Origin of the sequence: Terrimonas sp. (assembly GCF_003075435.1) — a bacterium.
In the GTDB taxonomy this organism is placed as follows: domain Bacteria; phylum Bacteroidota; class Bacteroidia; order Chitinophagales; family Chitinophagaceae; genus Agriterribacter.
Genome location: NZ_QCZJ01000031.1, coordinates 35,576 through 61,240, shown reverse-complemented (window position 1 = coordinate 61,240; position 25,665 = coordinate 35,576). Strand labels below are relative to the sequence as shown.

At 40.0% G+C, this 25,665-nt stretch carries 21 protein-coding genes; 7 read left to right on the top strand and 14 right to left on the bottom strand.

The window, feature by feature from the left end; genetic code table 11:
• Positions 1–465 precede the first annotated feature (465 nt).
• From DC498_RS22555 to DC498_RS22530, 5 genes are all read right to left on the bottom strand, one after another.
• Positions 466–747 carry a hypothetical protein gene (locus tag DC498_RS22555; protein WP_116876416.1) on the bottom strand — a complete coding sequence of 94 codons (282 nt, stop codon included), beginning with the start codon at positions 745–747 and terminating at the stop codon, positions 466–468.
• Between the two features lie 56 nt (positions 748–803).
• Positions 804–2,273, bottom strand: coding sequence for a tetratricopeptide repeat protein (locus DC498_RS22550; RefSeq protein WP_116876415.1), 1,470 nt, complete (start codon positions 2,271–2,273; stop codon positions 804–806).
• A 649-nt stretch (positions 2,274–2,922) separates the two neighbouring features.
• Positions 2,923–4,236 carry a gluconate:H+ symporter gene (locus DC498_RS22540; RefSeq protein WP_116876413.1) on the bottom strand — a complete coding sequence of 438 codons (1,314 nt, stop codon included), beginning with the start codon at positions 4,234–4,236 and terminating at the stop codon, positions 2,923–2,925.
• Between the two features lie 335 nt (positions 4,237–4,571).
• Positions 4,572–5,036, bottom strand: a complete 465-nt coding sequence (locus DC498_RS22535; RefSeq protein WP_116876412.1) for a DUF983 domain-containing protein — start codon at positions 5,034–5,036, stop codon at positions 4,572–4,574.
• 288 nt (positions 5,037–5,324) lie between these two features.
• A complete protein-coding gene (locus DC498_RS22530; RefSeq protein ID WP_116873702.1) occupies positions 5,325–6,608 on the bottom strand; it encodes a UDP-N-acetylmuramoyl-tripeptide--D-alanyl-D-alanine ligase in 1,284 nt (427 codons plus the stop codon).
• 338 nt (positions 6,609–6,946) lie between these two features.
• On the opposite strand from DC498_RS22530, the gene DC498_RS22520 reads away from it, so the two are divergent.
• The gene (locus DC498_RS22520; protein ID WP_116873876.1) at positions 6,947–7,843 is read left to right on the top strand and encodes an aldo/keto reductase; all 897 of its coding nucleotides are present in this window, start codon (positions 6,947–6,949) and stop codon (positions 7,841–7,843) included.
• A gap of 196 nt (positions 7,844–8,039) precedes the next feature.
• Complete coding sequence (locus DC498_RS22515) at positions 8,040–9,008, top strand: ABC transporter ATP-binding protein (protein WP_116873704.1); 969 nt, start codon at positions 8,040–8,042, stop codon at positions 9,006–9,008.
• 74 nt (positions 9,009–9,082) lie between these two features.
• Here DC498_RS22515 and DC498_RS22510 read toward each other — a convergent pair whose 3' ends face one another.
• The 3 genes from DC498_RS22510 to DC498_RS22500 all read right to left on the bottom strand — a co-directional run bounded on the left by DC498_RS22510 (position 9,083) and on the right by DC498_RS22500 (position 11,389).
• The gene (locus tag DC498_RS22510; protein ID WP_116873705.1) at positions 9,083–9,403 is read right to left on the bottom strand and encodes a hypothetical protein; all 321 of its coding nucleotides are present in this window, start codon (positions 9,401–9,403) and stop codon (positions 9,083–9,085) included.
• Positions 9,400–10,509, bottom strand: coding sequence for a PA0069 family radical SAM protein (locus DC498_RS22505; RefSeq protein WP_116873706.1), 1,110 nt, complete (start codon positions 10,507–10,509; stop codon positions 9,400–9,402). Before DC498_RS22505 ends, DC498_RS22510 begins: the two co-directional genes overlap by 4 nt.
• A 268-nt stretch (positions 10,510–10,777) precedes the next feature.
• Positions 10,778–11,389 carry a 2'-5' RNA ligase family protein gene (locus DC498_RS22500; protein WP_116873707.1) on the bottom strand — a complete coding sequence of 204 codons (612 nt, stop codon included), beginning with the start codon at positions 11,387–11,389 and terminating at the stop codon, positions 10,778–10,780.
• Between the two features lie 73 nt (positions 11,390–11,462).
• Between DC498_RS22500 and DC498_RS22495 the strand changes: the two genes are divergently transcribed.
• Entirely contained in the window at positions 11,463–11,897 is a 435-nt protein-coding gene (locus tag DC498_RS22495; RefSeq protein ID WP_116873877.1) for a LexA family protein, read from the top strand.
• A gap of 103 nt (positions 11,898–12,000) precedes the next feature.
• Here DC498_RS22495 and DC498_RS22490 read toward each other — a convergent pair whose 3' ends face one another.
• Positions 12,001–12,513, bottom strand: a complete 513-nt coding sequence (locus DC498_RS22490; RefSeq protein WP_116873708.1) for a DUF4251 domain-containing protein — start codon at positions 12,511–12,513, stop codon at positions 12,001–12,003.
• 169 nt (positions 12,514–12,682) lie between these two features.
• Here DC498_RS22490 and DC498_RS22485 point away from each other — a divergent pair, with 169 nt between their 5' ends.
• Positions 12,683–15,220 (top strand): phosphocholine-specific phospholipase C, encoded by a 2,538-nt coding sequence (locus tag DC498_RS22485; protein ID WP_116873709.1) that lies wholly within the window; start codon positions 12,683–12,685, stop codon positions 15,218–15,220.
• A gap of 1,146 nt (positions 15,221–16,366) precedes the next feature.
• On the opposite strand, the gene DC498_RS22480 is transcribed toward DC498_RS22485, so the two are convergent.
• Positions 16,367–17,944: an FG-GAP repeat domain-containing protein gene (locus tag DC498_RS22480; protein WP_116876411.1), complete on the bottom strand. Its 1,578-nt coding sequence runs from the start codon at positions 17,942–17,944 to the stop codon at positions 16,367–16,369.
• 260 nt (positions 17,945–18,204) lie between these two features.
• On the opposite strand from DC498_RS22480, the gene DC498_RS22475 reads away from it, so the two are divergent.
• Entirely contained in the window at positions 18,205–18,774 is a 570-nt protein-coding gene (locus DC498_RS22475; RefSeq protein WP_116876410.1) for a DUF4294 domain-containing protein, read from the top strand.
• 104 nt (positions 18,775–18,878) lie between these two features.
• On the opposite strand, the gene DC498_RS22470 is transcribed toward DC498_RS22475, so the two are convergent.
• Together DC498_RS22470 and cmoA are read right to left on the bottom strand one after the other, a co-directional pair.
• Entirely contained in the window at positions 18,879–19,601 is a 723-nt protein-coding gene (locus tag DC498_RS22470; protein WP_116876409.1) for a methyltransferase family protein, read from the bottom strand.
• Entirely contained in the window at positions 19,598–20,329 is a 732-nt protein-coding gene (gene cmoA / locus DC498_RS22465; RefSeq protein WP_116876408.1) for a carboxy-S-adenosyl-L-methionine synthase CmoA, read from the bottom strand. Before cmoA ends, DC498_RS22470 begins: the two co-directional genes overlap by 4 nt.
• Positions 20,330–20,624: 295 nt before the next feature.
• Between cmoA and lysA the strand changes: the two genes are divergently transcribed.
• Positions 20,625–21,836 carry a diaminopimelate decarboxylase gene (gene lysA / locus DC498_RS22460; RefSeq protein ID WP_116876407.1) on the top strand — a complete coding sequence of 404 codons (1,212 nt, stop codon included), beginning with the start codon at positions 20,625–20,627 and terminating at the stop codon, positions 21,834–21,836.
• A gap of 49 nt (positions 21,837–21,885) precedes the next feature.
• Positions 21,886–23,385: a TlpA family protein disulfide reductase gene (locus tag DC498_RS22455; RefSeq protein ID WP_133176950.1), complete on the top strand. Its 1,500-nt coding sequence runs from the start codon at positions 21,886–21,888 to the stop codon at positions 23,383–23,385.
• A 106-nt stretch (positions 23,386–23,491) separates the two neighbouring features.
• Here DC498_RS22455 and DC498_RS22450 read toward each other — a convergent pair whose 3' ends face one another.
• Both DC498_RS22450 and DC498_RS22445 read right to left on the bottom strand, forming a co-directional pair.
• Positions 23,492–24,355 carry a zinc-dependent peptidase gene (locus tag DC498_RS22450; RefSeq protein ID WP_116876405.1) on the bottom strand — a complete coding sequence of 288 codons (864 nt, stop codon included), beginning with the start codon at positions 24,353–24,355 and terminating at the stop codon, positions 23,492–23,494.
• A 29-nt stretch (positions 24,356–24,384) separates the two neighbouring features.
• A complete protein-coding gene (locus DC498_RS22445; protein ID WP_116876404.1) occupies positions 24,385–25,662 on the bottom strand; it encodes a DUF2130 domain-containing protein in 1,278 nt (425 codons plus the stop codon).
• Between the last annotated feature and the right edge of the window lie 3 nt (positions 25,663–25,665).

The following is a 25,665-nucleotide window of genomic DNA, read 5'->3' as shown; positions in this document are numbered from 1 at the left end:
GAAAAAAATCTCTCAACTCTTAATACTCATCCGTATTTTTATCACCTCATTTAGCTCTTACTCATAGTATCGCAACCGGAGTGGGTCAACATGCAAGAACAATGGGTCAACATCTCAGGAATTTACACCTGGTCTGTTCTTTTGTCCGTCTGTAGATATTTGCAGCCTTGCAATGTGCTAAAAATTGCGTGGGGTAGCTTGGCAAAGTCTTGTTAGTTTGAATTTAAGTAGGATGCTCGTTTAGGGTGACATACAACGAACAGGGCTTGGCGTTGTTGGGGGATTTCATATTCCGTCCGACCGAACCGAAGCCCAATATTGTTACTAAAGTTGAAGTTATGAACTAAAAGCCAAATTGAAAAACGTCCAGCCCGAACCACAGCCTAATATCGTACGAAAGCTGAAAATATTTTCTTCTGCCCCAATAACGCCAAACCCCATGTTGTGCGTTCGTGTTTCTTTGTTTTAGTCACTCTCGGAATAAAAAAATGAATACCATTCATAGATGAACAGTCCATGCTGTTTGGGAGTACGGAAAATCAAAAGAATCTCAAAATCGTTTGCCCCGGTCTGTTCGGCTGCTTGTTTTATATTTTGAGTCTGAAAGAAAATTTCTATAAAATCTACAAATTTGTCATTGTTTGGAGCAGGCATTATTTCCAAAATGATACTATTCCATTTTGGGACTTTCTGTCCGATTAAATGCTGCAATGAGTTGATCTTCGATGCCGTTTCTTCCAGCGTCATAAATAAAATTTTTAATTATTTAAAGTAATGTTCTATTGTGATTAGCAATAAGATGTTCACTTGCAATTCTTCGGATATTCATCCAGAGCGTCGGGATTTCCTAATTTTACGGCTTTTAGAAAAGTCTCGCAAGCCTTTATCTTCATATTTAACTTCTTATAACATAACCCTAAGTAGTAAAAGGATTCTCCATCGGTGTCATCTAATAAAGTTGTTTTCAAGAATTCGTTTACAGCATTCTTATAATCTTTTGTCAAAAAAAGAATTTTTCCCTTAGTTGCATAAAGAGACGGGTTGTCCGTGGAGTTATTTTCTTTGATGGCTGAATTTATTTCATCTAAAGCCTCCTTATACCTACCCAACTCTCGTAATGATGCTGATTTGATCTGCTTTATTCTTATCACATCCTCTTTATTTATTTCGTTTATAAATGATGCTGCAAGAATTTTTTTAGTAGAGGCAAGTGAATTTTGATAATTCTTTTGACCATAATAAATCATAGTTTCCAAAAATAAAAGAGATTGTTTGACTGTATCATCTGCGTTATTAAATGCATTGCTATTTAACTGAATTAAAGCTTCTGAATATTTAGACAGTTTTATGAGTAGAACGGTTTTTTCATAAACGGCAGTTTGAATTTCGGTACTTGTGAGAGTAGCGGTGGAAATGTATTTGTCTTTATTCTCAAGAGCTAATTCAAGCATGCCTAAATTATTATATGCTAATGATTTTATTTCATAAATATAAGGCGACTGAATATTCATTTTTTCGGCTTCTTGAGTTAATTGCAATGAGTTTTTAGGATCGGAATCTAAGCTTGTAATAGCACTTGAAAGATAGTTTTCGAATTGCTTTTGTCTTTCATTTTCAATTCGAGCCTTCGATTCATCTTTGTAAATGTCATATACTTCCCTTTCAATCTTTTTAAGAGAACTTGCTATTACAGCGATAACTCTGTCATCAGAAAAGTCGCCTAAATCGGTTCTACTTTTGAGATAATCACGGAAGTTTAATATTGAGGTTTTTATCTTGTCTGTTCCTTCTTGCGATAGGAGATTATAAGATAGATCGTATATTCCGTCAATTCGCTGCTGTACCCATTGAACCCTCTTATTGAAAAGGGCCTGTTTATAAGCTAATACATTAACGTAGTCACTGACAGAAGTTTGCGGAACATAGTCATTGAACTTATAATTTGGGATCGAGGAGTAGTTTGTTCCACTGGGTGAAGTCGTCCCACTACTGCTTTCAACTCGTTGAAGGTCGAGTCCTGTTTGAAATCCTCTATTAAATCCATCTTGGTAACTCTGTTCACTTTCATTAATTCTCGGGATAGGTGTAATTGGGGTTATTGCCGGATTACAGTATATAGATTTTGTATTATAACAGTAGCCCTCCTTAAAACCTTTCTCGAACCCAGTGGCAAATTGAGATTTGATTGCAGGGATTTGAGCGTCTACTTTTTTTAGGTTTATGAAAAACGTGATAAACAAGAAAACAATATGAAATAAAAGTTTAGAGGTCATGATTGCTAATTTAAAATAATTATCCAACAAGTTGATCACTTACTTCAAACGTCAACTATTCTGGAGTAATATTTTGCTTTAATGTCGCTGTTTGACTGAAATGCTGAGATAAATTGATTGAAACTATCATTTTTCTTATTAAAAATTGCTAATAATCCCAAAACTTAACTTCTTTGATCCCTTTCGACAAGTTGTTTTATCCTATTTATTTTGCAAAGTCCTGATATCAGTGATACCTGTTTTAGCCCTGCAAAATTTCAATTCAGCGTGCAAAGGACTGCCTTTGATCTCTGTGTTGAAAGTGAGAGTATTATGCAAGAATAAATCATAAATTTTATGAAATACAAGACATTTCAAGTCGTCTTCAGTGAGAATTATTGCTTGATTTTCCCTGAAAGACATTTCTAATTCTTCGATCGTACTTAAAATTTCAAGATATTTTTCTCTCATTGAAGGATGGTGAATTACGGACGGTTAACATGACGCACAACTCATAAATATACGAACCTCTTCTCCCCGAAAAACTTTCGCTTTTTTATCTGCCGCCTTAAATTCTAACCACTTATAAAAATTGTTTTCCGGGGTGCTGTTTCGCAAATACAATTGATAAAAAGAAATCCGCAGTGTTACAGGCTATTGTATTTATTTGCTATACAACCAAACTCAGCAACATCACTCCCGCAAGCCCAACAATCGCCACAATGGTTTCCATCAGCGACCACGACCGGAGTGTATCTTTTACACTCAGGTTAAAATACTCTTTAAACAACCAGAAACCGCCATCATTTACATGCGAGAACATAAGGCTTCCGGCACCGATGGATAATACCATCAGGTTGGGGTCTACATTTCCCTGGGCTACCATCGGGGCAACGATACCTGCAGTGGTTAAGCCGGCAACGGTTGCTGAGCCAATGCATACTCTTATCACGCAGGCTATAAGCCATGCTAATAACAACGGATGAAGTGGCCATGATTCAAGCGCTTTGGCGATTTCTGTACTTACCCCGCTTACGGTAAGCACTTCTTTAAAGGCGCCTGCGCCGGCTATGATCAGTAATATCATTGCCACATCCTTAACCGCACTCTCATATACCTGCATAATTCTTTTCATGCTCATGCCGGTTGATCTGCCAAGCGTGAAAGTGGCTGTAACCACGGCGATAAGCATTACGATCATTGAATTGCCGACAAACCCTGAAGCGTCTTTTATTGCGTCAGATTGTGGTATCACCAGCGGCAGTATAGTAGTTGCAATCAGCAAAACAACCGGCAGCAGGGAAGAAAAAAGACTATTGCCCAGCCCGGGTAGTTTCTCCTCTGGTATTAGTTCCTGTTGAAAAGTTTGTAATGGTTTGGCTACAATTTTTTTTAATGTTTTGGCAAAAATGGGCCCGGCAATAATTATAGCAGGAATGGCAACTGCCAACCCATACAACAGCGTTAAACCCATATTGGCATTAAATTGTTTGACCAATGCAGCCGGTGCAGGATGCGGTGGCAGATAACCGTGAGTAACCGAAAGCGATGCCAGCATTGGTAAACCAATATATACCGCAGGTAATTTATATTGATATGCTACTGAAAAAATAAGTGGCACCATCAACACAAAACCTACATTATAAAACAGGGGAATTCCAATTACAAAACCGGTTACCATCAATGCCCATTGAATATACTTAACACCAAATGTTTTCATCAGCGATGAAGCGATCTGTTGCGCCGCCCCGCTTTCTGCTACAAGCTTACCCAGCATTGCGCCCATCATAATTACGGCAGTAAGCGACCCGAGCGTATCGCCCATACCTTTTTCAACAGCGCCTGCAAGTTTGGTTACAGGTATGCCCAGCAGCCAGCCTGCAAGCAGTGATACTATGAGAAAAGCAAGAAAGGCATTTGTTTTGCCCCACGTGATCAACAATACGAGTAATACAATGCAGAAAGCAATAATGAGCAATGTCATGAATGGAAGATGAAATGAATGAAAATATCTGCCGGCACAGAAGCAAACACAACAATCGTTACAGCAGTGATACTATAAATGAAGATAAGTATTCCCGGGTAAACGGGTGAATGAATGTTGAAAATGGATTTCCTGGCGCTTTCTGCTACAAATTCCATCTTGCTTGACGCGGCACTACAGTAATCTCTTTTTAAAAATAGCACACGGAAGACACTGATGTTGCGGATTAACGCAGATATATTCTGTGAATATCAGTCATATCCGTTTTATCCGTGTTCTGTTTATTGCATTTGGCATGCTTAATAGTTCGCTTGCGGGCCGCCGTATAATGGCTTTTACCAGTTATTCATCTGCTCTGGCACAACGCGTTCCACGCTTTCAGAAGAAATGGGTTTGTTTTTCCAGTCAGGCTCATACTTTACAAACCAGGAGAGCCATAAGCTTCTGGATAAGCGCATAAATACAGGCTGCAATACTATAAGCAATACAGCATTAATTATACCCCAGTATAATAACCTGTAGTCTCCATCCTGAACAGAAAAGCCGATCAGCACCCACCATGCTACAAATGTAGTTACGCAAAAAGCAACGGTTAATGCATAGCTCACATAGGCTGTACCGTAATAAAAGCCTACTTCTATTTCTGTTGGCTGGCCGCATACGGGGCAGCTCTTATTCATTTTTACAACTGATTTGAGCTTGTAAGGGTTGCTATTCACGAAAAGCTTACCTGTTCTGCATCGTGGGCACCTGTTGTCTAAAACAGAAGATAAATAGCCGGGCTTTTTTTCTTCACTCATCGTTCCGGGGAATTTTTTGCAAATTTCCTTATTTAATCTGAATTGGAGGAGGATTTTTTAGGTAGGATATATTTCAATTTTTCGATTTAAAAAATATGCGCTGGCATAAGGCATAGACCCCTCCTTGGGTCGGGGAGACAAGCTGTGGGAATTATGCTGAGCTATACTACAATTGTTGAACATTTATTTTAATGCCGAACATTGTACTATAGCTTGTCACCCCGACCCAAGGAGGGGTCTGCCTGATCACCTGCTGCAGATGAACAAATGTTAATGCATTATGACAACTCACAACACATCTAATATGGTTTCCATCTTCATACTCCTCGAACCCTTTACCAGCAATGAACTATTTACCGGCTTGTGTTGCTTTAACCAGGCTGTAGCTTCGGTTGCATTTTTAAAATATACAAAAGGCTCAGCAATACCTTCAAAATCTCCTCCCACCAAAATCACATTGCTCCACGTATAATTTTTTATCAGGGAAACAATGTCCTGGTGTTCTTTTTTACTTTCAGGGCCAAGTTCCATCATAGCCCCTAATACCAATACTTTATTGTCAGCCCGGATTTTTGAAAAATTCTCTATTGCCAGCTTCATGCTGCTCGGGTTGGCGTTATAGGCATCCAGTATAATTTTATTGCTTCCTTTTTCAATCAACTGTGAGCGGCTGTTTGAAGGTGTGTATTGCTGAATAGATGCAATGATCTTTTCATCAGGAACTTTAAAATATTTGCCTGCAGCAATAGCAGCCAGCACGTTTGGCAGGTTATAATCGCCTACCAGTTGTGTTTGAACAGGCATAATATTGCCGGCTTTTATCCAGCCTATTTCAAGAAAAGGTTCGCTTTTAATGGTATTGCCGGTTATATTAGCCGCATCCGTTCCATATGTATATATGGTAGGAATTCCTTTGCTCATCTCCCGCAGGTAATCATAATCCCACATTACGAAAGCAGTGCCATTATTCAGGCGCAGGTAATCAAACAGTTCCCCCTTTCCTTTTCTTACGCCTTCAATGCCGCCAAAACCTTCAAGATGAGCTTTGCCGCAATTAGTGATCAAACCGTGAGTAGGCGCAGTATATACACAATAGCCTTCTATTTCTTTAAGATGGTTAGCACCCATTTCCACTACGGCTATTTCCGCGTCTTTTTGTATAGCCAGTAATGTAAGTGGTATACCGATATGGTTGTTTAAATTTCCCTGGGTGGTATAGGTTCTGTATGCAGAAGAAAGCACAGCATGAACCAGCTCCTTGGTCGTTGTTTTTCCGTTGCTGCCGGTAATAGCAATAACAGGAATATTGAATTGCCGCCTGTGATAACCCGCAAGCTCCTGCAGGGTAGTAAGTACATTAGCCGTGCGGATGATCCTGTTATCAGAAAAGCCCGGGTCTTCATCTACCACCACAAAAGCGGCGCCTTCATCAAGCGCCTTTTTGGCAAAAAGATTGCCGTTGAAGCTTGGGCCTTTCAAAGCAAAAAAAATATCACCGGGCTTAAGTTTCCTGGTATCTGTTTCTACAGATGAAAATTGCAGGAAATGATCATATAGCTGTTCTATGCGCATAGCTGCAAAAGTAGGTAAGATTGAGCAGTCAGCGGTCATGGGTCAGCTATCAGCAGTCAGCTATCAGCTAAGGGCTGTGAGCGGTGGGCGGTTGCTGAAGTCTGAGATTGGTGTATGGATATTGAACAGAGTACAAGGTAAGGGTGTCAGGTCAATGCAGATCAGTGGTGGATAGCAGTTGTATTTTACCTGGCATGGGTGAAGCTTTAGCATCAAAATTTTTTATCCCCTAAAAGCAAAACAGTGGGCTTAGCTCTTTAGCTGACTGCTGATAGCTGAAAGCCGATAGCTCCCCGCTCCCCGCTAATCCCCTAACTTTGTATAACAAAGCATTTTCCATGAAATACCACACACCTGGAAAGTCAACCTTATCTGTAAGCGAAGTGGTGTTTGGCTGCATGTCTCTTGGCAGAGATGATGATGCCAATGCCATGTTGATTCACGAAGCAATTGATTCGGGTATAAATTGCTTTGATACCGCCAATATTTACCAGGATGGCTTTAATGAAGAGACACTTGGCAAAGCAATTAAAGAAAAAAGAAGCAAAGTAATTATTGCTACCAAGGTGGGCAACCGCCGCAGGCCAGATGGTAAAGGACTTGACTGGGATCCCCGGAAAGAGCATATGCTTACCGAAGTGGAAGAAAGCCTTAAAAGATTGCAAACAGATTATATTGATCTTTACCAGCTACATGGTGGTACAATTGATGACCCGATAGATGAAACAATCGAAGCTTTTGAAATCCTGAAGCAACAGGGCAAGATCAGGTTCTATGGTATTTCTTCTATAAGGCCGAATGTTATACGTGAATATGTGCAGCGCGCTGCTATAGTGAGCGTGATGATGCAGTATAGTTTGCTTGACCGGCGGCCGGAAGAAACCTGTTTTTCTTTGCTGGAAGAAAACAGGATTGGCATTTTGACGAGGGGAAGCTTAGCAGGAGGATTACTTGCGGGCAAACACGCTAACCCATACCTTAATTATGATGAAGACCAGGTATATAAAATGGCATCTGCGGTGCAGGCTATTTCCGGGTTGCAGAGAAATGCATCGCAAACAGCTTTACAGTTTGTGCTGGCCCGGCAGGAAGTAACAGCAGCAGTTGTGGGCATACGCACGCCTGAGCAGCTCCGCGATATTATTGCGGCTACGCTTGCTCCACCACTTACTGAAAATGAAATAGCGTATCTGCGTTCCCAGCTCCCGGTGAATTATTATGAGTTGCATAGGTAGCACATCGTAGACCGGAATTGAGTATTTTAAGCACATAGGATATATGCCGGCAAAGGTTACTTTAAATTTTTGTTTTTTTGCTTCCGCAACCGGCTAACCAGGTTACTGGTAGAAATTGCAGATGGTGTATCGGCATAATTTTTACCTGCTAATTACGGGCGTTTTAAAAACCTAAGCCTATAAACTTAATCAGCAAATGGACTTTTTAAAAATATCGGAAGTAAATAGAAAGGATGAGCTTGGATTTGAAATCAAAAACATTAACCTTTCCGTTGCTCAGTTCAGCAAAACGGCAATAGCAGGTGCAACGGGCTCAGGCAAAAGCACTTTGCTAAAAATTATTGGCGGACTAGCGCATGCCGATTCCGGAGTAGTACTGTTCAGGGGAGAAAAAGTTTTAAGCCCGCTTGAAACACTAATACCCGGGCATAAAGGCATTGCATACCTGTCGCAGCATTTTGAATTAAGAAATAACTATCGCGTTGAAGAAGTATTATCGTACGGCAATACGCTCGAAGAAGATGAAGCACAAAATATTTATACCATCTGCCGCATTGATCATTTACTGAAACGTTGGACAAATCAAATTTCAGGGGGAGAAAGGCAGCGTATAGCGCTTGCTAAATTATTGGTTAGTTCTCCCCAATTACTGTTGCTTGATGAACCCTTTTCCAATCTTGATTTTACACACAAAACCATTTTAAAATCTGTTATAGAAGATATTGGTAAAAGGCTGCAGCTTACCTGTATCCTTGTTTCTCATGATCCGCAGGATGTATTATCGTGGGCAGATAATATTTTAATCATACAAAACGGAGCAGTTATTCAGCAGGGCTCTCCTGAGGAAATTTATAAAAGACCGGTTAACGAATATGCAGCAGGGCTTTTTGGTAAATATATTTTACTGCCTGGAAGTGTAATAAATTATACTGTGCCGGATGGAAAAAATCTTTTTATACGTTCTTCTCAATGCACGGTTAACGGCACACAAAAACCAATGCTGAAAGGCGTGGTGAAGAAAGTATTATTTACCGGGGATTATTACGACGTTGATATTGCCATCAATCAACATATTGTTACTATCAAAACTGAAACCGACAGTTTAAGCGTTGATCAGCAGGTTACGGTGTCTATACAAATTCCGGAAGTGCCGTGGTTTTTGTAATGAATGGGCAATAGTGAATAGCAACAGTGAAAGTTTTAAAAGTTATTTAGCAGCAGGAGACAGGAAGCAAAAAATCATTTGTTACAATACCGGAATAATTTGATTATATCTTCCTCCTTTTTAAAATCAATTGCATTGGCTTTTATAAAATGGTTAAACCTGTCGCCAATAAAGTACTTAACTACAGGATAATATCTTACTTTGTCGATGTGAAACATCCCTGTCCGGGTTTTGGGGCCTTCAAAAGAAATGCTTTCGGAATCCACGCGCTGGTAAAATTTTATAGTTTTCTTAATGGCAATCTTATACACGTTGTCTTTACGAACCTGAAGGAGATATCCTTTGTCATAATAATACACCAGGTCATTAATCACCAGGCTACAATATTCCTTCAAAACAACTTCCCCTGTTCTCCCGGTCTTCTGAAGATCGTAGTATCCAATCCCTGCCTTCCCTCATTCATATGATAGAGCTTGCCATATTTTTTATACTGCTGCGCTATGATCTGCGCTATGGCGCCTTCACCACGCATACGCAGGCCCCAGCGGGTATCATTTACCTTACCATCGTGACTTTGTTCTATCATGTGCCAAACCTTATCCGCCCGGTCGGGGAAATTTTTATACAGCCAGTCGTGAAACAAAAATTTGATGGCGCCATTCAAACGGATAAATGTATACGCCGTAAACGTTGCACCTGCATCTGCCGCCGACTTCATGATGCGCTGCATTTCATGGTCATTAAGCCCGGGTATCATCGGACCCATCATAATGCCCATTTTTATACCGGCATTGCTTAGTTCTTCAATTACTCTCAATCGCTGAACCGCTGTAGCTGTTCGCGGCTCCATTACGCGGCGCAGCTCTTCATTAAAAGAGGTAATGGAAACCATTGCTGTTACCAGTTTTTTTTGTGCAAGTTCCTGCAATACATCTTTATCTTTTATGATCCAGGCATTTTTGGTGAGTATACCTACGGGATGATTAAATTCATTACAAACCTGTAATAATCCTCTTGTTAAGCGATACTTCTGTTCCGCCGGTTGGTAGCAATCTGTATTACCACTAACCATTATCGGCATTACTTCCCATTTGGGATGCATAAGCTGCTTGCGCAGTAATTGAGGTGCGTTCATTTTTACGATGATCTTTCTTTCAAAATCAAGTCCTGCACTGTAGCCCCAGTATTCATGCACATTGCGGGCATAACAGTATATACAGCCGTGTTCGCAGCCTGCATAGGCATTCATGCTGTAAGCCATTCCAACATCAGGGCTATCCACTTTATTCACAATGGTTTTGCTTTGCTGTTCTATATATTGGGTGGGAACATTAGGGTCTGTCCAGTCATCAATGCCTTCAATATGTTCGCGGGTAATTTCGTCTTTTAAGAATTTGTTTTTGGTATTAAACTGGGCGCCCCTGCCATGCAGGTATTGCTCGGCTTCTTCTTTATCCCGAGCAGATACTTTATAGTGATCTTGTTGTAATTTGTTGGACATATAATTTTGTTGCATCACAGAAGCAGTGAGAATACAGTGAGTCACGCGGGTCATGTATTCATATCTGCATAGCGTGATAAATTATAAAATCATTCTTTTAATTCCTTCTTTCATAGGAAGTGTGTAGCTGTATCCATCATTTGAGATGCTGACTGCTTTTCTTTTTCAGAAAGCGTTTATACAGCTGTGCTATATATTGTTCCATAATTTTCAGTAATTAAAAATTCTCTGTGAAACTCAGTGTCCCAGTATCTCCGTGATTATCCAATCAGAACAACTCACCCTGCCTCGTCATCACCGGCAAATTCTGAAATACAAACCGCTCCGCTATCTGGTATGCTTTTTCGCCAACACGCCTTTTCAGCAGCAGCATGCTATCTGCAATAAAACGTCCGGTAAAATGCCGGTGACTGTATTCCTGCCAGCCTTTTTCATATTGCCAGGGCGCCAGTTTGCGTGCAATAGTAAGATGTGGCTCCAGCATAAAATGCGGCTTATTATCATCATTTAATTTCATGAGCCGCTGTGTTTCTGTACGGATTTCCTTAACCAGGTTCTGCACCGGTATTTTTGATAGCACATTTATATATATGGTGTGCGAAGGAAAACTTCCGTAATCTTTCAGCTCCAGCTTAAATGCCGGCGAACCCATTGCCACTGTTTTCAACCGGTGTATGATTCTTGATTCCATCATTTCATACTGCACAAAGTTTACCAGGGAGATATGCGGTTTGCCCCACCTGGCAGTATCTGTTTTGTAGGTGTTGGCAAAATCTTCTTTTATCTTCATGATCTTGTGCCACAGCTCTTCCGGCGGACTTAGCACCAGCAGGTATTCGTTTACGTTATACCCGGGTAATGCCTGAATTATTTTTTGCATAACGATGATTTTGATCAATCAATTATTTAGCATAAATTTACTAAATATTTTAGTAAAACAAATTTTTAAATATATGGAAGAGAAAGTTTTTTATAAATCCAGTTATAACGGAACAAAAAAATTCAGCCAGTGGGATGTGGAGCATTCGGATGCTACAGGATTCGGAGCTGCTGCAGATGATTATATGGAACGCAGTATTGATTTGAATGAAGAATTGATGAGAAATAAACCCGCTACATTTATAATGCGTGTAGGCGGCGATGCTATGATTGATGCAGGTATTTCCAATGGTGATATTGTAATAGTAGACCGGTCGGTGAAGGCAGCCAATGGTAAAATTGTGATTGCTGTGCTCAATGGTGAAATGCTGATACGGCGGTTAGAAAAAACTTTTAACAAAACAAGGCTTATTCCTGAATGCAAAAATCTTTCACCGATTGACGTTGATATATCGGGAGCAGATTTTGCCGTGTGGGGCGTGGTTACGTATTGTATACATGCATGTTAGAAGCCAGCTTAGGAAGAAAATCTGTTTTAGCTTATAAAACGACGGATATTACGATTCGCAAAATGCAATATCCATCGTTTAAATATAACAGGCTGCCAACCAGTTATTTTACCGGCATTACCCTGCCACTGAAGCTGACAGGGCTCCTGTTGGTAAGCTGCACATTTAACTGAGCCGAGCCATTGGTAAATAAAGTAAAATTATATACCTGAACTTCGCGAACATCATTTGCCCTGATATTGATGTCCCATCTTCCTGTACCTGATTCATTCTTGTTCAGGGTAAAATTTGTTGAGCTGAAATCTAACGGGCTTGTTGTTTCGCCTATGGGTGCGGTATAGGCACGTCCAAAATAAGGAAGCGCTGATGTAAGTGTATCATTATTTAAAATAACAGTGTAGCGTGAGGTAAGCGTTCGTGAGCGGCCACGTTGAGGCATAACCTGGTTGGCAACAAATATCCATTTACCTGATGTGATCGCCTGCGCCATCTCTGCCTCAGACGCACCCACTACTTCAACAGGTTGTTTTGTGGTGGAGCAGGAAGCAAAAAAATACAGGCAAAAAAATAACGCGATACCTGGAGCAATAAAGCGAAATTTATTATACTGTTTCATAAAAGCTATTTTATGTCTATAAAGTTACAACACAGGTTATCCTTAATACAAGTGTTTGGAAAATTTTATTATGACATTGAGAAAACAATAAAAATAATAATAGCTATTAGGTATAATGTACGATATTTGAAAGGGTTGCTATTGCTCATATTAATTCAATAAATCTGTTATGGATACCCGAAGAGAATTCCTTCGTAAGTCAATGCTGCTGTCCGGCGCTGCAGGCCTTTCATCTTTTGTTCCTGAATCTATCCAAAAAGCATTTGCTATTGATCCTGCCCCCGGCAGTACATTTATGGATGCGGAGCATATTGTAATAATGATGCAGGAGAACAGGTCTTTTGATCATTGTTTTGGAACGTTGCAGGGCGTAAGAGGCTTTAATGATCCGAGAGCCATTTTGTTACCGGATAAAAAACCTGTTTGGTTTCAAACCAATGATAAGGGAGAAACTTATGCACCGTTCAGGCTTGATATAAAAGATACTAAAGTAACATGGATGGGTGATCTTCCCCACTCCCGGCCAAGCCAGGTAGATGCGCATAACGGGGGGAAGTACGATAAGTGGTTGCAGGCAAAAAAATCGGGCAATAAAAACTATTCAGATATGCCTTTAACTATGGGGCATTATACAAGAGCTGACCTGCCATTTAATTTTGGCATGGCGGACGCTTTCACCGTTTGCGATCAGAATTTTTGCTCAGCAATGACGAGCACAACGCCCAACCGCTCTTTTTTCTGGACGGGTAAAATAACCAATATAGAAAACGATATTCCCAAAGCTAATATCCGTAATGATAATTACAGCTATGGCAAAATGCAGTGGCAAACATTTCCTGAGCTATTGCAGGAGAACGATATATCGTGGAAGTTTTATCAGAATGAGATAAGCTGCGGTGGTGGCTTCCAGGGAGAAGAGCGATCATGGCTGGCAAACTTTGGTTGTAACCTGCTGGAATTTTTCGCGGCATACAATGTAAAATTTTCTCCCCGATATATTCAAAACTTACAAAAACTTGCCGATGAATTACCCGGTCAAATAACAAAACTGCAGGAAGAAAGTCCTTCAAGCGAAGATGCCGCTAAAAAAATACAAACTGAAATTGCGAAAAAACAAGAGGTGCTTGGTAATGCCCAGGAAGAATTAAAGAAGTGGAATAAGGCAACATTTGAGCAGCTGCCTGAAAAGGAAAAAAATCTTTATCGCAATGCCTTTGTTGTAAACGAAGGCGATCCAAACTATCGCAGTATTACACAGCTAAAGTACAGGGATGGCAATGAGGAAAGAACAGTAACCATACCTGCAGGAGATATACTACATCAATTTCGTAAAGATGTGAATGAAGGAAAACTTCCAACCGTTTCATGGTTTGCCGGCCCGCAAAACTTTTCTGATCATCCCAGCGCACCCTGGTATGGAGCATGGTATGTTTCTGAAGTACTGGATATACTCACTAAAAATCCGGAGGTATGGAAGAAAACCATTCTCATTTTAACCTACGATGAAAATGATGGCTACTACGATCATATACCACCGTTCTCCATACCGGATAATAATAAGCCGGGAACCGGCAAATGCTCTGAAGGCATTGATACGGAAATAGAACATGTAAGACTAGAACATGAATTAAAACACGGTATTCCTGAAAAGCAGGCAAGAGAAGCACCGGTTGGCTTAGGCTTCAGAGTGCCTATGGTCATTGCATCACCATGGAGCAGGGGCGGTAAGGTATGTTCAGAAGTATTTGATCACACATCCACCCTGCAGTTTCTTGAAACTTTCATCAATAAAAAATTCAATAAAAATATCCACTTAGATAATATCAGTAAATGGCGGCGTACTATATGTGGAGACCTTACCTCGGCATTCAGCCCCTTTGATGGTACACCGGTAAACAAAGTTCCTTTTTTGCAGAGAAATGAATTTGTAGAAGATATTTATAATGCTAAGTTTAAGAATGCGCCGGCCAGCTATAAAAATATCTCAACCAGTGAAATTGAGCAATCAGTAAAGAAAGCCGATTTATCAGGATTGATGTCATCACAGGAAGAAGGAACAAGAAAAGCCACTCCTTTATCGTATGAATTATACGCTGATAGCCGGTTAAGCAGTGATAGAAAAAACATAGCAATTAAGCTGACAGCAGGTAACGCAGTTTTCGGAAATCAATCCTGCGGATCACCATTCAGCATATATGCCCCGGGAGCGTTTACAGATGAAAAAGGTAAAACTGAAAATGGAAAAAACTGGGCGTTTGCAGTTGTAGCAGGCGATAGCCTGACATACGAATGGCCGGTTGATGCATTTGAAGCCGGTAAATATCATTTATGCGCTTATGGGCCTAATGGCTTTTTCAGGGAGTTTAAAGGAGATAAGAATGACCCTCTTGTTGATATTCTTTGTAAATACGAATCCTCTGCAACAAAAAATATATCCGGCAATATTGAGTTAAAGCTTACAAACAAAAGCGCCCGGGGATCCTTACACGTTGAGGTTATTGACAATGCATATAAAAACAAAATTGTAAAGCGAGTTATAACAAAATCTACCACAGAAAATGTTGTGCTTAACCTTGGTAAAAGCAGTGGCTGGTATGACTTTACGGTAAAAGTATCAGGCGCTGGAAATTTTGAAAAAAGATTTGCCGGCCGGGTTGAAACAGGTAAGGAAAATATTACAGATCCTTATATGGGGAGAGTGGTGTGATGCGTTTCAGCTAACTGCTTTCAACAATCGGCCATTTTACCTGAGATATGAGGTTTAACGGATTATAGGGAGTTAACAGTACTCCCTATTTTTTTGTCACGATTATTTTCTTCATCGGGGCTTTTCTCCCGAAAATCGAAGCATTATTCACCTTTACCGAAATAAGTTTTAAAGCTGCTGTTTCCTTTACATCTTTGTATTGTCAAACAGCGATACAGCAGCCACATCCTCTGAAAACCGGAAACCGTTAGAAAAGCACAATCCATCCAAATCCTGAGAAAGCCACCGAGATAAATCCGGATCCTCTGAAACTCAAATCCACTCCTAAGCAATTACCATATATCACTCCAATGCTTAAAAACCAATCCATCATCCTTAAAAAGCAGTAAACCAATACCTGGAAGCACCACTCCAAATTCTGAACAACCAACCCGTTAGAACCGGAAATCATCAGCTCCCTTATTAACCGTAAGACATCTAACCTCTGAGATTTCAAAAATATTAAAGCCATGTCGATTATGACGTGGCTTTTTTAAATTCACTATTCAATGTCATTTCCTTAAGAAAGAGTATTCCAATTTTCCGAATGTAGGTACTACTGCTATTTATGGCAGATGCCTCGTGCCTTATAATGACATCATTACGGATGAATTGAAAAACAGGTTTCCTGCGTTGCGCCGTGTGTATAATGATTTAGCATTACAACAAATACTTTTTATAGAATAGCACACGGAATACACGGATGATACTGATAAACACCGATATATTCCGTAAATATCCGCCATATCCGTTTTATCCGTGTTCCATTCTGCGTATCGGGCATGCCCGAAGTTATTTTTAAATAACCCCTGATATATTTCCTGCCACGAATTTCGGTGTCTGCCCGGCGGGAATGGGTTTGTTACACAAAGAGCCACGAAGGATACACAAAGTTACACAGAGTGTTTTATTATTCTTTGTGGCTCTTTGTGTAGCCTTCGTGTACCTCTGTGAAATAACCAGTGAATATTGCAACCGGTAAGCCGGGAACTTGTAAGCTGTAACCGGCATCCTGCCGCATAGCGGCCAACTGTTTGTAGAAAGAAAGCAAATGTCATCCTTATATTTTTCCTGGATTTGGAATGCATCCTAGATTTTTCCTCCCGCTCATCTTATTGTATTTTCCAGAACAATAACAGAAGGACCGGTAGTCAGCCATTGTTTTCCCAGCCCTGTTGTGTCTCCGTCTGCTATAAAATAAACAAAAGAGCCTAAAACCAGGTCTGTATCTCCGTCTGCATCCATATCCCCGGCGTCCATTACAATCCATCTCCCTTTTGTTGCTTCCGGAAATGAGTAATCGTCAAATTTCAGGTGCCCTTTATTTTCCAGGTAAATAAAGCTTTCGGTGGCATAATTGCGATAGTCGGGAAAGAAAGAAATAGCAGCAATATCAGGATCTCCGTCCAGGTCATAATCGTTTACCATGGCTTTATATGCGCCATTCATCTGGTAGAAATAAGACTGGCGGAAATTGTTTTTACCATCGTTTAAGAAAATATAAATGCCGTGATAATTTTTCAGGATTGGCGTTTTGTCAGCATTATCACCGCACACATATACAATATCATCAAAACCATCTTTGTTAAAGTCAGCCAGCTCAATGTACTGAGATCCGTATAGTGGAGGAAATGATAATAACCGTTTTTCTTTAAACCTGCCTGCTCCCAGGTTCTCGTACAAAAAAACGCCCTCATCAGCCTGTGCCATCAATACATATATATCTGGTAATCCATCTTTATTGGCATCTTTAATAATTGCGGTAATGGCGCCGGGCTTACTGTTGAGCAGATTTTTGGTATAGCCACCGTTTTGGTTTTGCTGAAACCAGGCCAGCTCACCTGTTTGATTACCAAACTCACAAATCACAGCATCTTCCAGCCCGTCTTTGTTCAAATCTTCAAAAGCTATACAAACCGGTCTTTTTAAGTTTGGAATAAGCATATCACCTGATTGAAATCCCATTCCCGTATCTTTTTTTACCAGGCGTTGTAAAGAACCGTCGAATGCATCAGTAGGAAAAATGCCATTTCCTGCAATAGTGAGGAATAACTCATTTGATTTTTCCCTGAACTGCACAGGCGTTGATCTAAGTGGTAAGCTAAAATTTTCCCGGAGGTCAGGGTTTAAAAAAGTTAAAATACTTCGGCCGGGTTTTCCATCTGCGTACGCTATACCCTTATTGTCTGGCAGTATTTTAACCATTGTGGTTAATGCGGGACGATGCGAAAATAACGTTTCCTTATACCGGAAATGTTTAAGCCCGATACGGATAGGGGTTTTTCGTACAGGCGGCAAAATGGTATCAGGTGAATTTTTTATAAAATATTCCTCTATTTTATGCCAGTCTTCTTTTGCTAAAACAGGCTTTTCAGGAAATATATTGGCATTGCGCACCACTTCGCCGCTTATACCAGCATCAAATAAGCTGTCGGGCCTGGATCCGCGGTTATATATACCCATGCGGTAACCCATAGCAGGCAGCACTGAGAGCTTCCAGCTTGAAGCAGGCAATAATTCGGGATTAACAAAAGCATGGCAACTGCTGCAATAGGTTAAAGCCAGTTCTTTCCCCGATAATGATGAAACCGGGGGTTCTTCTATTGCAGGTGTGTCGTTTTTGGGTTTGATTTTACATGCAATAAAAAGTAATACTACCAAAGAAAATGCAATCCATTGTTTCATGTGCTTGCTGAAGATAAAGAATAAATAGCCCGCCAGATACCCAAACCTGTATTTATACACGTTCGTATATTATGCAAAATAATATTCCCTGATAAAGCTTTTTAACTTTGCTTTAGTTAAATTATTCCATGTTGGCAGCGGTTGGGTTACCATTATTGTCTCAGACGTATTAAAAATCAGGAAAAATCGTTTATTTTAATTATTGAATGACGCGTGTGTGTAAATTATATCGTAAATCGACCCTTACCGTACTCTGTGTTATGCTGTGCTTTTTTGCGGCAAAATCACAAAGCAGGTATGGAGTGAATGATACCCTTACTGTTCCTGCTATTATTTATAAGGGCGATACCATGCCTTACCGCGAGCTGTCTACCGTATATATTTTTCTTGATCTTACACCGGCGCAACGCAGGGCGCATAAGGAATGGACCAGGCTGAGGAACGCGGTATATGTTACCTATCCTTATGCCAGGAAAGCTTCTGTTGTTTTTAATGATATTAAGGCGCACCTGGATAGTATTCCGGATAAGGAAAAGCGCAAAGCTTATGTAAAAAGCCGCGAAAAGGACCTGCGCAGCGAGTTTACCAAACCGCTTACTGACCTCTCGGTTTACCAGGGTAAAGTTTTGATGAAACTGATTGCCAGGGAAACAGGCAATACCTGCTACGAGATCATCAAAGATTATAAAGGCAGTTTTTCCGCCGGCTTCTGGCAGAGCGTGGCATGGGTGTTTGGCAGCAGCCTGAAACAAACCTATAATGCCCAGGGTGATGACGCGGTGATTGAGGATATAGTGAGAGAGGTAAGGAGCATGTATGGGTATTATTAAGGCTTTCAACTGTCAGTTCAGCAACGGTAGCTTTCAGCTTCCAGCCAACAGCTTTAAGAAGCTGTTTTTGTCACTGTTTTACATTTTAAATGACCTTGATTACTTTAATCGTTCCACCTGCCTGATTTCTTGAGATATCGTATAGTGAAGTAGTATAATAACAGTACCGGTAAAATAACAGCCAATACCACATTTCTTTTTCCGGTATCATTTTGCGTGAGCTGCGGGTATTTAAAAAGGATGATCAGGGTGATACCTGTGAGCCATACGAATTGAGTGTTATATTCTTTAATCAGCCATCTTTTCCATTTAAATTTCATTGATGAAAATGTAGCTGATATTCCTTTTAGCGAGGGTACCCACCTGTTAACTTTTTTACAATAAGTTTCAAATGATTCACCAAATTTTCCCCGGAGGAAATTTTCTTCGGCTAAAACAATAGACTGGTATATAAAAAGGAATAACGGTATTATAACCGACATATACAATAATGAATTTGCGAGGATGCCTACCCCGGCTAGCATTAATATATTGCCTACATACAAAGGGTTGCGGCAGTGATTAAAAATGCCCTGGGTAACCAGTTGATCTGCGTGAACTTTTCCATCTTTTCCTCCTCTTATTATATAAGCAAGTCCAATGGTCATTCCTCTTGTTATTTGCCCTGTTACTGTTACCAATAAACCAAGCACCAGCGGCCATATATAATAGTTTGATCCAAAAGCAGCTTCGCTGAAAAGCGGGGGTGAAGGAACGAAAAGCAAAAGATATAATACAATAAAGAGCAGGTTACGGTATTTAAAAAAGAAATTGCCTATAGTTATCATGCGTTCTTTTTGGCTATTATTCCAACAAAATTGTACCACTTAAAAAATATCTCGCAGTGCTCAAAGCCTGCATCTCTGAGCAGGGTTATATTTTCGCTGAGCTTATAAGGAATGAGCACGTTTTCAAGCGCTTCTCTTTTCTGTGAAATTTCCAGTTCACTATAATTATGACGGCGTTTCATGTCGTAATAATATTTTATAAAGTCCCGGTTAAAACGACTGTCTTCCGCAAGAATTTTCTCAATCAATATCAAGGAGCCATCCCGGTTTACCCCATCAAATATTTTTTTCAGCAGGCGTTCACGGTTCATTGGTCTCACAAATTGTAACGTAAGGCAAAGCACTACTACCGATGCGTTTTCTATAGTAATATCTTTATTAAGGTCAGCAGTAATTAAATCTACTTTACGCTTGATTTCCAGGGCATTCAGCTTAGCTCTGCATTTGTCGAGCATGTCTTTTGAATCGTCAATGCCTATAAAGGGAATGGTAGCAGGTACTTTTTGATCCATATTGATCAGCGTTGTACCTGTAGAACAGCCAAGATCATATACATATGAACCTTCTGTTGCATGATCAGCGGCCAATTCAGCCGCCATTCTTTGCATTTCTTCATAATAGGGAACGGAACGGTTAACCATATCGTCAAAAACGCCGGCTACTTTACTACTGAATTTAAAGTCAGATGGCTTTGAATATTGCTCCGCAAATACTTTGTCGGTTTCCATAAGATTACGCTAATTGATAGTTAATGGTACAACCTTTTTTTGGAATTTTCCTTTTTTCAATGTTACAAAACCTTAAAATTTATTGCTGTCAGATCATTGTTCAATCAGGTAATTTTTGTAAACCCGGTATAAATTGACAACTTGTATATTCCTGTCCGGCGTTGATCGGTAATTTTTAATAATAACCTATTTTTCCTGATCTACTGCTATTGCTGTAATTTCGCAGCCAAATTTTTTAACCAGGAAGTAAAACCTTGAGTATATTTTCCTCGTTTGCTTCTTATCTCTCAAAATTATGCCACAGGTATTAAGTCATCAGCAATTAATTGATATTGCGGAAAAATTTGGCACTCCAACATATGTATATCATGCAGAAAGAATTACTGAGCAATACAGCAGGCTGACAGATGCATTTTCAGGCATTGATGCTACTTTTTTTTACGCATGCAAAGCGCTTACCAATATTAATGTGCTGAAGCACATCAAAAGCATTGGTTGCAATATTGACTGCAGCTCTGTAAATGAAGCAAGGTTAGCGTTGATGGCAGGTTTTGAGCCGGGCAGGGTTTTGTACACTTCCAATAATATCGCTTTCAGTGAAATTGAAGCGGCGAAAGAATTGGGCGTGCATATCAATATCGATAGTCTTTCCAACCTCGAAAAATTTGGGAAAAAATACGGGCATAGTTATCCTGTTGGGATAAGGCTGCGTCCCAATATTATGGCAGGCGGCAATTTAAAAATCTCCACTGGTCACAGTAAAAGTAAGTTTGGTATACCGTTAGAAGATGTTGATAAAATAGTGCAGTTGGTAAAAGATACGAATCTTCATATCCGTACATTGCATATACATACCGGCAGCGAAATAAAAGATGTGGATGTATTTGTAAAAGGCATTGAGGTAATGTTTGAAGCAGCTAAGCATTTCCCTGAGCTTGAGATAATTGATTTAGGTGGAGGTTTTAAAGTGCCTTATGAACCAGGTGATGAGGGAACAGATATCCAGTTACTTGGTAAAAAGGTAGCTGAGGCATTTTCCGCATATGCAAAGCAATATGGTAAAACATTCAGGGTATGGTTTGAGCCAGGCAAATTTATGGTGAGTGAAGCGGGATATTTTGTAACGAAAGTAAATGTGCTGAAACAATCCGGCGATATCCGTTTTGCCGGGGTGGACAGCGGGCTGAATCATTTGATTCGCCCAATGTTTTATGGCTCTTATCATCATATTGAAAACATATCAAATCCGAAAGGGAAAATGTTGCCGTATAATGTAGTAGGAAATATTTGTGAGACGGATACATTTGCAGACAACCGTATGATTGCGGAAGTAAGAGAAGGCGATTACCTGGTATTTTATAATGGCGGCGCCTATGGCTTTGAAATGGCTTCAAATTATAATTCAAGATTTCGCCCTGCGGAAGTATTGGTTAAAAACGGTGAAGCCAAATTGATAAGAAGAAGAGAAACGATAGACGATATTATCAGCACACAGGTGCTGGATTAAGATTTATAATACCCTTGCAGTATTTACTCAACCCAAAAATGTATTGCTATTGAAACGATCAGGCTTGTTGTTAGTGTTATGGTGTTTTGTGCTGACTGTTGTTGCGCAGAAGCCCCAGGCAACTATTGAATTAAAAGTTGCAGGATTGGAAGAAGGGCTTGTTAATATTCTCCTGCCTGTAAATCATACGGTTTTCTGGGGTGCGATGCGCACCGATACTCTCCGTGGTAAAAAGCCATTTGTAATTTCTTTACATGAAAATCAAACCGGTTTTGTAAGCATTAGTATTTTTAACAGGGAAATAAAATTATTTGTACAGAAAGGAGATGCTTTACGGGTAACCATAGACGAAGAGAATGAGGAAACTCCCCTTATTATTGAAGGCAATAACAGGGAAGGACAATTACAATTGACAAAAGCGGAGCTGCTGTATCCCGGAAGTTTGATAATGCGCTATAAGAATGATACAACGGCTGCTTTACTTCAGAAGCACGTGGAAGAAGATAAGCAGGTACGATTGAACGTTTTTAAATTGTTGTATGAACAGAAAAAGATTGACAAAGCTTTTTACGATTTTATAGTACTTACGCTTGATTATTATCATGCATCACTAATATCAGAAGTAATTGCCAGCAAATATGCGACTACCCTGCTTGAAAAAGACAACCCGTTTTACAAGCCTGTTTTTCCTGCCGATTTCGGTACACTATGGGAAAAGGTATATAAGCAGTACCCGGTGAATAATCCCCCGGCATTGCGAACTTTTGGTTACAGCGATAAATTCAATACCTATGCCGGAGATTATATAAGTGGTTACCTGGGCTGGCAAAAGAATAAACAAGGCTCATCGCCTGCGCCGCCTGCCGATCCTGCTGCAGATATGAAAGAAATGTTCAGACGTATTCAAAACAACATGCAACCCCCGGTTGCTGAGTTTGTGCAGGCGGATCTGCTATACTCGTCACTACAGCTTGAAGAAAATTATAAAGCTTTAGGATTATTATTTAATGATTTTAAAAGGCGTTACCCGCAGAGCGCATACACAGCTTTTATTCAGCCACTGGCAGATAAGGCCATTGCTTATGATAAAAAAGTTAGCCAACCGTTTTCACCGGAACAAAAAATTATCCCGAATTACGCAGCTATCAACACATTCAGGGACTTAATGCTGCTGTTTAAAGGCAAAACTGTATATATTGAATGCTGGGCTACCTGGTGTATTACCTGTAAAGATCAGTTTGATCATGAAGCTGAGTTGCACAAATATCTCCAGTCAAAAGGAGTAGAGCATTTGTTTATTTCGGTGGATGTTGAAAACAAAGAAAGTGAATGGAAAGAACTGATAAAGTATTTTGATTTAAAAGGTAATCATATTAAAGCCAATGAAAGACTGATAAGAGATCTTTCAAGAATATTCTGGAACGGAAAAGGCTATGCATTACCGTTATATATTATTATAGATGCCGAAGGTAAAATCTCAGAAGCGGATGCACTGGCGCCAGCAGACAGGAAGAAATTATATCAGCAGATAGGTAAGTATGTGAGGTAAGGCAATATGTGAATTTAGGCTTACCCTGATTTCTCCTTTACTTTATTAAGCTTCAAACCGGGAAACTGAATTGATTTTATCTTCCAATATTCTTTAAAACGACATTTTAACTTGACTGAAACAAATGATTCGGATAGTTTAGCGGGTCCTGGTTGAGGATATCACACAGCGCTTTATATAATTCGGGGTAATGCAGTTGTAGCCGGTCAGGGCTTTTAAAGTAGATCTCTATACTTTCTGCCCAAAATTCCTGGAAATCTTTAATGGCATATTCTGAATAAAGCCCGATAGTGAGCACTTTTTCTACATGATATATTTTATCGCCAATGGCATTAAACATCTGGAAAGATTCACGGAAATCTTTATCAATATATAATTCGGTTTCAAAATTCTGGTAGTATAGCGCATGTGCCATTTCATGCAGCCCTACATTCTGCAGATCATATTTGTTTTTATAACCTTCCAAAAACTGCTTCCAGGCAATATTGATGGTATTGCCGGTTACATTGCCTATAAGTATTCTGAAGGGCTCCAGCCCCACAAAAGCCTCCGGAAAAATTTGTATGATATTGAAATGTGATAACAGGAATTTTTTTAAACCAAAAGTCAACTGTATAGCCGAAGCGCTGAGCAGGATCGGCATTTCGCGGTATCCCTTTTTATCATGAATTACAAATATTTTGTTATGAATGAATTTGCGCAGGCGATTGATGAATTTTTCTTTATCAATATCCAGCAGGCGGTTATAATATTGAAAATGTTTTGAAAGTACAATATGAAATACTTCATCAGAAAATTCCAGTTCGCTGCCATTGTATACCAGCGGGCATTCAATATGCGCATCTTCCTGGGCAAGTTTATCATGCCCCTGCTGATCAGCAGATTCAGTAATCGTCTGACGGATACGCGTATGCGAAAAGTGCCAGATTAAAGCAATAGCTAATATGATGGGTATTATCCAGATATACATCAAAACGCGCTTGGACAAGGTATAACGTATCAGTTACCCAATAAATTATCTTTATCCTCTTCTTCAAGCAAATTTAGGTCAATAGAGTCCTGACCTGCTATTCCTTCTATGGATCCCCGGATATGGGCGGCATTTAACAATACTTTTTCAAGGTTTTTTTCCCGCGCCTTCCATAGTTTTTCCATAGCGTCTCTCTCTCTTTGTATAGATATTTTCATGGAAAGAAAACCTTCCCGTATTGCCTTCCATTGTTCGGCGAATTCTCTGCCTGTTAAATAATCATATAAAAGGTGCATTTTATCGCCTTTATTTTCCTGCGACCGGGTGGCAGTGAAAATTTTAATAATACTATCCCGCAAAATATGCGCCAATGCGCTTACCTCCGCAAAAGTGCAGATCCAAACACCGTTTTTTTCTCCAAACTGATCCATATCTTTAGGCATGGCCTGCGTAACAATTACGGCTATGTCTGCATCCCGGGTACGCATATCAACCCGCAATTTTTCTATCCAGTCGGCAGAAAAATGCTGCGTACGCTTGCTTTCGTATATAATTTTACCACATTCCTGTCCAAACTGGTTGCGGATGGTTTGAATGCAGTCAGCTCCTTTAGCGCCTTTGCCTACTTCATTTATTTCGTCAAAAGGGAAAGCGTTTTTTAACAAATCTTCAAGCAATAACTCCTGCACTTCGCCCTGCATTTGCATTGAACCCTGTTCGGCTTTGCGTTTCATCTGGTCAATCAGCTTTTTCTGATCGTCAAGCTGCTTTTCCATTTCCTTCATTTTAAGCTGGTGCTCGGTTTCCCGGGCATGCACTTTTTGTTCCTCCAGCCTGCGCACTTCATCCGTTATTTTTTCTCTTTCTGCGAGCAATTGTTTCTGTACCTGTATTTCCAGCTCCTGCTCTTTATTTTTCAGTTCCTGTTCTTTGCGCAGGTATTCCAGCTGCATATTGCGTGCTTCCTGTAATTTTATTTCATTGTCTTTATTAGATTGCTGCAATAACCTGAGCTGGTTTTCAAAATCCGCGCTTATACTTTTACGCAGGTTTTCCTCAAGCGATTGCTGGAGCTTTATTTTTTCCTGCGATAAGCGGTTGGAGTATTCCGTTTCCTTTTGTTGTATTTGTTGTAATAATGCCTGCTCTTTTTTAAAGAACTCTTCCTGTTTTTTTACATTTTCTTCTTCCTTCTTTTTGATATACTCGTTCATCTTTTCACGCAGTTCCTTTTTATATTCTTCAGAAACCGCATCTTCCATCTGGAACACATGACTGCAATTCGGACATTTTATCTGGGTCGCCATTTT

Bases quoted from the DNA above. Each gene is read 5' to 3' on its own strand.
- DC498_RS22530 (WP_116873702.1), bottom strand. From the start codon at position 6,608: ATGCGCATAGAACAGCTATATGATCATTTCCTGCAATTTTCATCTGTA.
- DC498_RS22520 (WP_116873876.1), top strand. From the start codon at position 6,947: ATGAAATACCACACACCTGGAAAGTCAACCTTATCTGTAAGCGAAGTG.
- DC498_RS22445 (WP_116876404.1), bottom strand. From the start codon at position 25,662: ATGGCGACCCAGATAAAATGTCCGAATTGCAGTCATGTGTTCCAGATG.
- cmoA (WP_116876408.1), bottom strand. From the start codon at position 20,329: ATGGAAACCGACAAAGTATTTGCGGAGCAATATTCAAAGCCATCTGAC.
- DC498_RS22540 (WP_116876413.1), bottom strand. From the start codon at position 4,236: ATGACATTGCTCATTATTGCTTTCTGCATTGTATTACTCGTATTGTTG.
- DC498_RS22470 (WP_116876409.1), bottom strand. From the start codon at position 19,601: ATGATAACTATAGGCAATTTCTTTTTTAAATACCGTAACCTGCTCTTT.
- DC498_RS22555 (WP_116876416.1), bottom strand. From the start codon at position 747: ATGACGCTGGAAGAAACGGCATCGAAGATCAACTCATTGCAGCATTTA.
- DC498_RS22505 (WP_116873706.1), bottom strand. From the start codon at position 10,509: ATGTCCAACAAATTACAACAAGATCACTATAAAGTATCTGCTCGGGAT.
- DC498_RS22480 (WP_116876411.1), bottom strand. From the start codon at position 17,944: ATGAAACAATGGATTGCATTTTCTTTGGTAGTATTACTTTTTATTGCA.
- DC498_RS22535 (WP_116876412.1), bottom strand. From the start codon at position 5,036: ATGAGTGAAGAAAAAAAGCCCGGCTATTTATCTTCTGTTTTAGACAAC.
- DC498_RS22475 (WP_116876410.1), top strand. From the start codon at position 18,205: ATGCTGTGCTTTTTTGCGGCAAAATCACAAAGCAGGTATGGAGTGAAT.
- DC498_RS22490 (WP_116873708.1), bottom strand. From the start codon at position 12,513: ATGAAACAGTATAATAAATTTCGCTTTATTGCTCCAGGTATCGCGTTA.
- DC498_RS22500 (WP_116873707.1), bottom strand. From the start codon at position 11,389: ATGCAAAAAATAATTCAGGCATTACCCGGGTATAACGTAAACGAATAC.
- DC498_RS22450 (WP_116876405.1), bottom strand. From the start codon at position 24,355: ATGTATATCTGGATAATACCCATCATATTAGCTATTGCTTTAATCTGG.
- lysA (WP_116876407.1), top strand. From the start codon at position 20,625: ATGCCACAGGTATTAAGTCATCAGCAATTAATTGATATTGCGGAAAAA.
- DC498_RS22515 (WP_116873704.1), top strand. From the start codon at position 8,040: ATGGACTTTTTAAAAATATCGGAAGTAAATAGAAAGGATGAGCTTGGA.
- DC498_RS22550 (WP_116876415.1), bottom strand. From the start codon at position 2,273: ATGACCTCTAAACTTTTATTTCATATTGTTTTCTTGTTTATCACGTTT.
- DC498_RS22495 (WP_116873877.1), top strand. From the start codon at position 11,463: ATGGAAGAGAAAGTTTTTTATAAATCCAGTTATAACGGAACAAAAAAA.
- DC498_RS22485 (WP_116873709.1), top strand. From the start codon at position 12,683: ATGGATACCCGAAGAGAATTCCTTCGTAAGTCAATGCTGCTGTCCGGC.